This is a genomic window from Brunnivagina elsteri CCALA 953, from assembly GCF_002289455.1.
In the GTDB taxonomy this organism is placed as follows: domain Bacteria; phylum Cyanobacteriota; class Cyanobacteriia; order Cyanobacteriales; family Nostocaceae; genus Brunnivagina; species Brunnivagina elsteri.
Genome location: NZ_NTFS01000210.1, coordinates 1 through 11,521, shown reverse-complemented (window position 1 = coordinate 11,521; position 11,521 = coordinate 1). Strand labels below are relative to the sequence as shown.

At 40.9% G+C, this 11,521-nt stretch carries 7 protein-coding genes; 3 read left to right on the top strand and 4 right to left on the bottom strand.

The annotated features are described in order from the left end of the window. A partial coding sequence (locus tag CK510_RS17935) for a PA14 domain-containing protein (RefSeq protein ID WP_211293222.1) occupies positions 1 to 1,023 on the bottom strand: 1,023 nt, incomplete at its 3' end. On the opposite strand from CK510_RS17935, the gene CK510_RS17930 reads away from it, so the two are divergent. After that, positions 1,022 to 3,730 carry a PQQ-dependent sugar dehydrogenase gene (locus CK510_RS17930; RefSeq protein WP_095723004.1) on the top strand — a complete coding sequence of 903 codons (2,709 nt, stop codon included), beginning with the start codon at positions 1,022 to 1,024 and terminating at the stop codon, positions 3,728 to 3,730. The two genes, CK510_RS17935 and CK510_RS17930, sit on opposite strands and share 2 nt — an antisense overlap. A 264-nt stretch (positions 3,731 to 3,994) precedes the next feature. Here CK510_RS17930 and CK510_RS17925 read toward each other — a convergent pair whose 3' ends face one another. Then, positions 3,995 to 6,349, bottom strand: coding sequence for an alpha/beta hydrolase family protein (locus tag CK510_RS17925; protein ID WP_095723003.1), 2,355 nt, complete (start codon positions 6,347 to 6,349; stop codon positions 3,995 to 3,997). 201 nt (positions 6,350 to 6,550) lie between these two features. Next, entirely contained in the window at positions 6,551 to 7,228 is a 678-nt protein-coding gene (locus tag CK510_RS17920) for a hypothetical protein (protein ID WP_095723005.1), read from the bottom strand. Between the two features lie 43 nt (positions 7,229 to 7,271). On the opposite strand from CK510_RS17920, the gene CK510_RS17915 reads away from it, so the two are divergent. Next, positions 7,272 to 7,556, top strand: coding sequence for a hypothetical protein (locus tag CK510_RS17915; RefSeq protein ID WP_095723002.1), 285 nt, complete (start codon positions 7,272 to 7,274; stop codon positions 7,554 to 7,556). 403 nt (positions 7,557 to 7,959) lie between these two features. Beyond that, positions 7,960 to 10,884 carry an excinuclease ABC subunit UvrA gene (uvrA, locus tag CK510_RS17910; protein WP_095723001.1) on the top strand — a complete coding sequence of 975 codons (2,925 nt, stop codon included), beginning with the start codon at positions 7,960 to 7,962 and terminating at the stop codon, positions 10,882 to 10,884. A 25-nt stretch (positions 10,885 to 10,909) separates the two neighbouring features. Here the strand turns inward: uvrA and CK510_RS17905 are convergent, their stop codons facing one another. Continuing rightward, complete coding sequence (locus CK510_RS17905; protein WP_095723000.1) at positions 10,910 to 11,332, bottom strand: ComEA family DNA-binding protein; 423 nt, start codon at positions 11,330 to 11,332, stop codon at positions 10,910 to 10,912. Positions 11,333 to 11,521 lie beyond the last annotated feature (189 nt).

Below are 11,521 nucleotides of genomic sequence, written 5' to 3'. Positions count from 1 at the left end.
ATTTACATTGGCATCGGTACGGGTTAATTTTAAATTTGTAAAGTCGATATTATCGTAATATTCACCCCGCAAACCATTTCCACCACTGGGAAGGATGAATTGGAAATTACCCAGGTTACTCGCAGCAGCAAAATTATCACTGATATCACTAACTTGATTTGCTTGCAGAGCTACAGTGTAACTGCCAATATCAGCAGCATCCCAAGTTCCCCCTGGTGCGGTAATTCTATAAGTCGCAGTGCGTGGTGTTCCGTTTCCACTGGGAGTAGCACTAACAAATGTGGCTAATTGGTTGAATCCATTTGTATTCGTGACGCGAATATCTGTACTATCCAAGCTGGAAACATTAATCCCTGTGTCATCGTTGTAACTGACGGTGAAATCGTAACTAGTTGTACCACTAGTTGGAGAGATTGGGGAATTGAGTAATGCGGTTGGAGCGGTTGAAACAGATGAAAATAATTGCGACTGAGGAATAATTTGTTTGGCTTGACTTGCACTTGACCAAGCGAGTCTGGAAACTGCTAATCCACCATTTTCGTAATATTCAAGTCGGATATTATATTTTTGACCTGCTGCTAATGTAATTGCTGTACTTGCAGCTTCCGTTGCAGCTTGATCTCCTCGACTAATTAGTAATTGGTCATTAATAAATAACTTTACACCGTCATCTGTGGTGGTGTAGAAGGTGTAAGCTTCATTAAATTGAGCTTCAACTTGACCTGTCCAACGAATTGAAAATGTATCTGCTCCAATTGATGAATCTGGGGAACCACTACCAAAGTCAAAATTTACATTGGCATCGGTACGGGTTAATTTTAAATTTGTAAAGTCGATATTATCGTAATATTCACCCCGCAAACCATCACCAGTTCCAGAAGGAGCAGCTAAAATAATGACTTGACTACTTGAACTTAAGCGTAATGATTGATTGAGTAGTGTATCAGAAGCATTAAGTAGATTTACGTTTTGTGAAAGTTGTTGACTAGTATCTAAATTATTCTTACTAAGATTATTTTCCATGATTTATAGAATTACTCCACCTGGGGGAACGTGGGATACTGGGGACAATGGTAGTTACACCATTGCACTGCAACCCAATCAAGTTAAGGACACAAGTGGGAATTTTGCAGCTACTGGCAATCTTGGTAATTTCTTAGTTAACATTTCTAGTACTGGTACTGGTACTGGTTTGCGGGGTGAATATTACGACAACATCGATTTTACAAATCTAAAATTAACCCGTACCGATGCAACTATTAATTTTGACTTTGGTAATGGTTCACCAGATGCGTCAATTGGTGTCGATACATTCTCGGTGAAATGGACTGGTCAAATTGAAGCTAGATATAACGAAACCTACACATTTTTCACAACGACAGATGATGGTGTGAGAGTAAAGATTAACAATCAATTGGTAATCGATCGATTTGTAGATCAACCTCCCACAGTTGCGAGTGGTGCGATCGCGCTTCAAGCAGGGCAGAAATACGACATCGAGGTCGATTATTACGAAAATGGTGGTGGAGCAGTCGCCAAACTTGAATGGGCAAGTCTAACTCAAACCCGTCAGATTGTACCTTCAACCCAGCTTTTCCCATCAAAGAGATTACCCACCATTACTTTAGGAACCGTACCAGCTTATGTTGGTGAAGATGAGGGAACTGTCCAAGTACAAGTGGTGCGTAGTGGTGAAGATTTAAGCGAAGCTTCCACAGTTAGATATTCCACACTGTCCGTAACAGCTACGACTGATGTTGATTTTACCAGAACCGAAGGAACTCTGACTTTTGCACCAGGTGAAACTAGCAAGTTTGTGACTATTCCCATAATTAATGATGCTTTACTGGAAGCAAATGAAACATTTAACTTTGTTGTAGACCAAGCTACAGGTGCTAATTTAGGAACTCAGCGTACTGGTACAATTACGATTATCGATAATGAAAATACCGATTTAACTATCATTAGTCCACGAGTTAATGAAAGTGTAGGTAATGCAATTGTGACTGTAATCCGGGGAAATGCCACAAGTGCCGCGACAGTAAATTACACTAGTTCTACAGAAATCGATGATAAAGCCCAACCAGTCAGTGACTACCAATCAGTATCAGGTATCCTCAACTTTGCAGTCGGAGAACGTAACAAACAAATATCAATTCCCATAGTCAATAATACAATTGGGGAAGTAAACGAGACTTTTACGATCAAATTTAGTAACCCCACTGGTGGAATTACCTTGAATGCCACAGATAGGGCAAAAATTACGATTATTGATGACGATCCAGGAAATATTACCCGTGAAACCTTTGTTAGTGGTTTAACCGAACCAACATCCTTCGAGTGGATACCAAATACCAATAACCTGCTAATTGCTCAAAAAGACGGGATTGTTAGGGTTGTGAAAAATGGACAACTACAAACCACTCCATTTATCGACATCAGCACGGAAGTAAATAATGTTCGCGATCGCGGTTTATTATCAATCACAATTCATCCCGATTTCCAAAATAATCCTTACGTTTACCTACTTTACACCTACGATCCACCAGAAGTTTTCAGCAACAACCCCGCAATCAATAACCCCAACTCAACCTTAGATAACCCCGATAACGAAGGAAATCGTCCATCACGATTGTTGCGAGTCAGGGCAACCACAGACGCATCCGGTAATATTGTCTTTAACCCCAATAGTACCGCTACTGACAACAGAGTCGTATTGCTCGGTACAAATAGCAACTGGCAATTTACTAGTCGTCCCGATGGTAATAGTACTGATGTAAAAGTCTTTTCCGGCACTGAAAATATTGACTACCAAGCAAATTTTTCCCCCTCTGGTATCGTCAAACAAACGGGAACCGGAAGCGGACAATTATTTACAAATATGGCAGATTACTACAGTAATCTCAGTAATCTCACTAATATTCAAGACTACCTTGCCACAGATAGCGAATCCCACTCAATCGGCTACATGAAATTTGGTAATGATGGCAAATTATATATTACCAACGGTGATGGCACATCCTACAACCGTGTAGACCCAAGAGGAATCCGCGTCCAAGACATCGATAACCTTTCGGGTAAATTATTACGCATCGACCCAATTACAGGTCAAGGAGTGGCAGACAACCCCTTCTATCAAACCAGCGACCCCAGCAGTAACCGTTCCAAAGTTTACTACTCTGGACTCCGTAATCCATTCCGCTTTACCATCGACGACAATACAGGGAAAGCTTACATTGGGGATGTGGGTTGGAACTCGTGGGAAGAAATCAACAGTGGCAACCCTGGTAGCAATTTTGGCTGGCCCTATTTTGAAGGTGGATTCCCCAGTAGCCTACAACAGCCGGGATATGCAGGTATTCGCTACACAACACCGAGCGGTCAAGTCGTTCAACCAGCACAAAGCTTCTACGCAAGTGGTCAACCAGTAGTTACACCAGTTTATGCTTATCCCCACTTTGGATCGAACGCGATCGTCATGGGTGATTTCTACACGGGTAATAATTTACCTTCGATTTACCAAAACACCTTATTCATTGCCGATATTAGCCAAAGTACGGTGGATAGTGTCACCTTAAATAGTCAAGGACAATTTGTTTCTATCCAACGGTTTGATACTGGCTTTGCTAATGTTGGCGCACCTGTACAAATTACCACGGGTGCAGATGGTTTTCTTTACTTTGCTGATTTAGTTGGTGGAACTATTAAACGTTGGAGAGCGATCGCATAGCGGTTCCGATTGCTAAGGGAACACCAAAAAATAAATTCTCCAGAATTGTAGGGGTAGGGTCTCCCTACCCTTGGCGTGATAGTGTTGGTGAGTATATGAGAAAGAAGATTTTATTTTCTGGAAGTGCCTTATCCAAATATAAGGGCAAATAAATGAGGGCAAACAACCGTCTGCCCCTACGGTGTTTGCGATATTGCATTCATTTACGTGGTGAGAAAAACCAGGTTTCTGGAGATTTTTAACCAATGCCCAATCCCCAATGTTCTACTTCAAATAGCGATCGCACCAATTGACCATTTCCCACAGTACATGACCTACTGCTTCCCGCGATCGATATCCGTGGTCTTCGTAGGGTAACACTACCCAGCGCACCGTTGCACCTAATCCTTTTAATGCTTCATACAAACGTTCTGTTTGCAGTGGATATGTGCCAGGATTGCTATCTTTTTCCCCATGTATTAGCAATAAGGGAGCTTTGACTTTGGCTAAATGGGTAAATGGCGACATATTATTATACGTGTCGATAGCTTCCCAATAATTACGCTGTTCTCCCTGGAAACCAAAAGGTGTAAGCGTTCTATTATATGCACCACTCCGCGCAATCCCCACTTTGAATAAATCCGTATGTGCCAAAAGATTCACCGTTGTAAAAGCACCATAGGAATGTCCACCAATGCCAATGCGATCGCGATCGGCAATTCCTAAACCCACCACATAATCAACTGCTGCTTGGGTTCCCGCAATCAATTGCTCCACATAACTATCATTGGGTTCTGCCTCACCTTCCCCAACAATGGGTATACTGGGACCAGAAAGAACTGCATAACCTTGGGTAAGTAAAAATAACACCGAGTCACGCAAAGGACGACTAAAAGTGTTGGTAGCTGTTGTCACCTGTCCCGCAAATTCCCTGTCTTTGAATTCCTCTGGATATACCCAAAATAACATTGGTAAAGCCCCATCTCGCTTGACATCATATCCGGGAGGTAAATACAAAGTCGCTGATAAACCCACTCCATCAGCACGTTGATATTGAATCAGTTCTTTTTGAATCCCTGCTAGTTGGGGAACCGGGTCTTGGTAATCTGTTAATGGTCGAGGCGTTAGTGTATTATCAGTTTTCAGGAAATAATTTGGTGGTTCAGCTTGGGATTGACGACGGGTAAGAAATACCTCTGCTTGGTCGTCAAGAATGTCTACAACTCCCTCAAAATATGGGTCTTGGCATTGCCACAAACGCTGTTTTTCCTGGGTTTCCAGGTTGAATTTATCGAGGAATGGATACACACCTTGGGGTGAAGCTCCGCGATGGTTGAGGTATATTCCATCACCTTCAGGAGTCAAGCGAATTACATCTCTGCCGTACTGACCTAACACCGTCATCGGTGCGCCGAACTCATTATATTTGTCTTCCGTACTGCGATCGCACAACAACTTTGGCGTGATTTCGGGGTTTTTGGGGTTAAGAAGCCAAATTCGCTGTCTGCGGCTATCAAACCATTTTTCCCAAACCAATGCCACATCTTCCCTTGCCCAAGCAACATGTTGAAAGCGATACTCAGATTGCCAGAGCATCAGTGGTTCTGCGGAGAAAGGTGCATCCATCTGAAAAAATGTATCCCTTTTGGCAACTTGATTACTGGGATTACCTTCATCGAGTGCTTCAACCCAGTATATAGTTGAGGGGCGATCGCATCTCCAAAATACCCGTCGTTTGCCAGTTCGTACCGCATCAAATTTAATTGAAAGATTATCAGCTAGGGGTAAATCTTCGAGTTCACGAATGATTTTGCCATTTGCGTCAAGCACTTGGGTACGTTTGGGAAAATAGGAAGCAGGTAATTGATAGGAAAACGGACGGTGCAGCGTCATTAAGAGAATATAATTACCATCGGGGGAAGGTCGAGCTTCATCGATTAAACAAGGTGGAATTAGGGGAGTACGTTGACCATCTAAGGTCACTTTTTCTAAGCTTGAGGATAAGTAATATTCAAATAATGCCTCATCATGGGTCGTTTCTAGCAAGTTTGTGTAAGTGCGACTGGGAGTTTTTCTTCCTAAATTTTCCTCAATAATTGGTCCTGTGGGAATTGAGGATTTTACGGGAGGTTCTCCCCGTTTTTCAGGTATAAATTTACAAATTAAGGTGTCATTAGTTAACCAACGGTGAGGAATCCCATAAGCCGCATTTAAAATCGGTTCGGTTAAACGTTTGCTAACTCCTGTTGCTAATTCCACAATCCATAGTTCTAAACCATTTGTTTGGGTTAATGTAAATGCTAATTGCTCGCCATTTGGCGACCACTTCAAATAACTAATTTTGCAATCTTTCTCGCCAGAATTAAGTAAGTTTACGGATATAATAGTATTCGAGTTAATATCCCTAATTTTTAAACTATGGTATTTATTATAACGAGCAGGTGCATTAGTCTTTGGATTTAATAAAAATCCGGCTAGAGAAATTTCCGGTTCAGCCATTTCTGTGATGTCAGACATTAAAGGCTGTTCTAATTCGACAAAATATTTTTGATTAGGAGAAAGCAACACCGTTGGAGGTGCTAATGCATTAAGAATTTCATTTATTGGTGCGGGAGGAGATTGCCAGATTGGTTCAGTCATTCGATTTTAGATTTTGGATTAGGAGATTTTATATTAGGGATTTTGGATTAGAAAATTGTAGAGACGAGACATGTCACGTCTCTCTGTATTCAGTGAAAATCCACGCTACTGTAGATTTTGGATTATAGATTTTGGATTTTGGATTTTGGAAATTAGGAATACCCAATACCCAATACCCAATGCCCAAGAATTAACTACTTTCTACCTTCTTTTTGGTGGCTTACTAGTACTACCTTTCTCATAAGTTAGCGTGTAGACCCCTTGAGTGTGTAAAACTCGGAACCACATTCCGGATTGCGTACCTGTAGAAAGCATTTTGCTAACAGTGGCTTTGGCAATTTTAAATTGCTCTTCGTCTAATCCATCACCATACAAATCGCGAACGATCGCATCGACATGAAAATGAGTTGTGGGATTGTAACGCATCAGAATCAAAATTGCGTTTTGAACCGAGTATTCTTGATATTGTGGGAGGAGCGGTAAAGTCCCCGGTTTTCTCGTAATGTTAAGTTTAGGAATGTCAGAAAGATTGGGTTTTGCATTCGTTGTTACATTATTTGTTGCTGTTACATTATTTATAGGTGGTGAAGGAATTGTTTCTACAATCGGTTGTATGGGGACTTCTAGGTTCTGGTTTTCCAAATGTCGGTTAATTGGACTGAGACTTTCCTGAAGGAATGCCTGTGTCGAGGATAAACTAGATAACCGACCTAAAGGATGATACATCTGGTCTTCTTGGGCGTAACCTGATATTAGACCTTCTATAGAATTAATCTGATGTCGGATAAAAGATAAGCGACGTTCCAAATCCAGTGCTTCTAAAACATAGCGATCGCGTTCTGCCGACAACATTCTGAGAATCTCAGGTGAATCGTTCACATTCATAAGTTAGTTACCAAATCAAAAAAGGAAAAAAAAACAAGTGGAAAGCAAGGAAATTTACGTCAAAGCTCACGTTCGTGTTATCCGGCAAAAACTCTATCGTTTTGTATGCAAGGAATGCAATTCCGTATCCGAACGTATCTGTTTCCCCTCACAACCACTCTATTGCGAAATATGCCGACCACCAAAGCAAAAAGCAGAGAAACCATCATCTGAAGCAATTGTCAAAGCACAAACCACTAAGAGAAAGCCTCCTGCTAAACAACCACGGGTTTCGACAATGAAAACGACCACTAAGGCGAAAAAAGCTTCTTCTGCAAAATAACATTGTGAACTATTAATCAATATAACCACCACATATCATTCGGCAATTACTCTGATATCAGTTCGGTTTATTCGCTTTGAGGCATTCATTTGCTTATGGATTGCTCAATTAAAGTTAACAGAATTGAGATTAATTGCTTTATCGCTTCGATTGCCAGAATGGGAATAATTCTAGCAGCTTGGCGAAATAATCCACGAGGATGATTGTGGTGAACAAGATAAAGTTTGGCTCGCAACCTCCAAAATATCAATCTTGGAGGAGCCAAACTTAAAAATTACCCAATTTTCAGATATCAGTTCAAATATCATCCAAATATCAGTACGAATGTTCTACCATGAGACATATAACAGTGATATTATTAAGGACTGTTTCGCCCTCCTTAGCAAAACTTTAGCCTGCCGATATGTCTGAAAATCAGATTGCCCCATCCGCGAACGGAAAAAGTAACCTGCCCTCGCAGTTGAACAATCAAAACATGATTCGGATTCGAGGTGCTAGACAGCACAATCTGAAAAATGTTGATTTGGACATTCCCAGAGACAAGTTAATTGTTTTTACAGGGGTTTCCGGTTCTGGTAAATCTTCCCTAGCGTTTGATACAATTTTCGCTGAAGGGCAACGTCGCTATGTCGAGTCTCTCAGCGCTTATGCTAGACAATTTTTAGGACAATTAAACAAACCTGATGTCGAGGCAATTGAGGGTTTGAGTCCAGCTATTTCCATCGATCAAAAGTCAACATCCCATAACCCCCGCTCCACAGTTGGGACAGTCACCGAGATTTACGATTATATGCGATTGCTCTACGGTAGAGCCGGACAACCTCATTGTCCGATTTGCGATCGCAATATTGCCCCACAAACTATCGATGAGATGGTCGATCGCATCATGGAATTACCGGAACGTACCAAGTTCCAAATTCTCGCACCTGTAGTTCGGGGCAAAAAAGGTACTCATAAAAAGTTATTATCGGGTTTAGCATCACAAGGATTTGTCCGGGTTCGGATTAATGGCGAAGTCAGAGAACTCTCCGACTCAATCGAATTAGATAAAAATTTTACACACACTATTGAAGTTGTAATTGACCGTCTTGTAAAAAAAGACGAATTACAAGAGCGTTTGGTGGATTCTCTCTCTACGTGTCTTAAGTTATCCGAAGGGATAGCAGTTATTGTTTATACACCAATAACTCCCCCCCTTGCTAAGGGGGGGTTAGAGGGGGTAGAAAGCAACGAACAACCAATAGACGAAGAAATAGTTTTTTCCGAAAACTTTGCCTGTCCCGAACATGGGGCAGTGATGGACGAACTATCACCCCGTTTATTTTCCTTCAACTCACCCTATGGTGCATGTCCCAACTGTCATGGGATTGGTAGTTTAAGGACATTTGCCCACGACTTAGTAGTACCTGACCCCGAAGCACCAGTATATGCTGCGATCGCACCTTGGTCGGAAAAAGAAAATTCCTATTATCTCGAACTTCTTTACAGTTTGGGGAACGAACACGGATTCGAGCTACAAAGTAAGTGGAGTAATCTTACCGTCGAGCAACATAAAATCATCCTAGAGGGGGAAGAACCTGAAAAAGGACAAAAAAACCACTTTCGTGGTGTCCTCCCTATCTTGCAGCGTCAATATGAAGGTGGTACAGAACTTGTCAAACAAAAACTCGAACAATATTTAGTCGATCAACCCTGCCCAGTTTGCCACGGAAAACGTTTAAAACCGGAAGCTTTAGCGGTACGCTTGGGACAATACAAAATTCTCGATTTCACCAGCGTATCCATCCGTGACTGCCAAGAACGCATCGACCAACTTAAATTAAACCCGCGTCAAGTACAAATTGCAGATTTAGTCCTCCGGGAAATCAGAGCGAGGTTACAATTTCTCCTCGATGTCGGATTGGACTATCTTACCTTAGACCGTCCCGCCATGACCCTTTCCGGTGGGGAAGCGCAACGCATCCGACTAGCCACACAAATTGGTTCCGGTTTAACAGGTGTATTATACGTCCTCGACGAGCCTAGTATTGGCTTACACCAGCGCGACAATGGACGTTTATTGCGTACCCTCAACCGACTCCGCGACTTAGGCAATACATTAATCGTGGTGGAACATGACGAAGAAACAATTCGCGCTGCCGACTACGTAGTGGATATTGGTCCTGGTGCGGGAATGCATGGTGGGAATATAGTTGCTCAGGGTGATTTAGAAGCATTATTAAATGCTGAAGATTCGTTAACAGGAGCATATTTATCTGGACGAAAAGTCATTCATACACCAGCACAAAGACGGGAAGGTAGCGGTTTAAATTTAATCATTAAAAATGCTTACCGCAATAATTTGAGAAATATCAATGTTGATATTCCTCTCGGTAGACTCGTCACCGTCACCGGGGTTTCTGGTTCGGGTAAATCAACATTAATCAACGAAATTCTTTACCCGGCACTGCAAAACCACATCACCAAAAGAGTCCCATTTCCCAAAGATGTCGATGCAATTCAAGGATTAAGTGCAATTGATAAAGCCATAGTCATTGACCAATCACCAATTGGACGCACACCACGCTCTAATCCAGCTACATATACGGGAGTTTTTGACATTATTCGTGATGTTTTTTCGCAAACTGTCGAAGCAAAAGCACGCGGTTACAAACCCGGACAATTCTCTTTTAATGTTAAAGGTGGACGCTGCGAAGCCTGTAGTGGTCAGGGTGTCAACGTCATTGAGATGAACTTTTTACCCGATGTTTACGTGCAATGCGAAGTTTGTAAAGGTGCGAGATACAATCGGGAAACATTACAAGTTAAGTATAAAGGAAAGTCTATTTCCGATGTCCTGAATATGACAGTTGAAGAAAGCTTAGAATTTTTCCAAAACATTCCCAAAGCAGTCAACAAATTACAAACATTATTCGATGTTGGATTGGGTTATGTGCGACTTGGACAGCCAGCGACAACCTTATCAGGTGGTGAAGCGCAACGTGTGAAATTAGCTACGGAACTATCGAGACGAGCAACAGGAAAGACTCTATATTTAATTGATGAACCGACAACCGGATTGTCATTTTATGACGTTCATAAATTATTAGATGTGTTGCAGAGATTAGTCGATAAAGGCAATTCTGTATTATTAATCGAGCATAATTTAGATGTAATTAGATGTTCCGATTGGTTAATAGATTTAGGTCCAGAAGGTGGAGATAAAGGTGGTGAATTAATAGTAGTAGGTACACCAGAAGATGTGGCGAAAAATGAACAATCCTATACTGGGAATTATTTGCGACAGGTATTAAAGCAGTATCCAGCAGTTGCGATCGCAGTTGGATAAGTAGGTAAAACTGGAAACTCATCAACTAAAGGTTATGGTAGAAGCAAATCTCATTATTCTCAACTTTTTTCTGAAGTTTTGCTTTTACTCCTTGAGTAAATTTTAAATCAGAGACTAAATTATCTAAATCTCTATATTTATTATTCTCTCTATTTCTTATTAGTCTTTCTATAGTGGTTTGCTTTATACCTGTACCTTTAAAAATATTAGTCAAAGTAATCTTATCTGCTGTATTAATATTAATTGTATTTGCATCAGTTTCTGATTTTTTGTCCTTATGAAAAACCCAATTGGGAAAAGGTTTTACTCCTTTTTCTTCATTAGCATCATCAGTATCAGTATCATCTTTAACTAAAAGATTTTCAAGCACTTTATCAGATTGAATAAAGTGAATATTTTTTATTTCTAGCTTTCTCTTGAGAAGAGATGAACACAAAGGAGCAAACATAAAAGCTAAATCTGGAGGTATATTTATATCTAAAGTAATAGCTTTAAAGCCAGCATCCTTTAACCACTCTTCAAAAGTCAGTAAATGACCCCTTAAAAGCTGATAGTTTTTTACCTGAGTTCGATGTAAAAAAATAAGCTATAAATCTTTCCTGACAAGAGTTCCAAGATTTTATTAGGCTTGAGTGAT

Bases quoted from the DNA above. Each gene is read 5' to 3' on its own strand.
- CK510_RS17925 (WP_095723003.1), bottom strand. From the start codon at position 6,349: ATGACTGAACCAATCTGGCAATCTCCTCCCGCACCAATAAATGAAATT.
- uvrA (WP_095723001.1), top strand. From the start codon at position 7,960: ATGTCTGAAAATCAGATTGCCCCATCCGCGAACGGAAAAAGTAACCTG.
- CK510_RS17930 (WP_095723004.1), top strand. From the start codon at position 1,022: ATGATTTATAGAATTACTCCACCTGGGGGAACGTGGGATACTGGGGAC.
- CK510_RS17905 (WP_095723000.1), bottom strand. From the start codon at position 11,332: ATGTTTGCTCCTTTGTGTTCATCTCTTCTCAAGAGAAAGCTAGAAATA.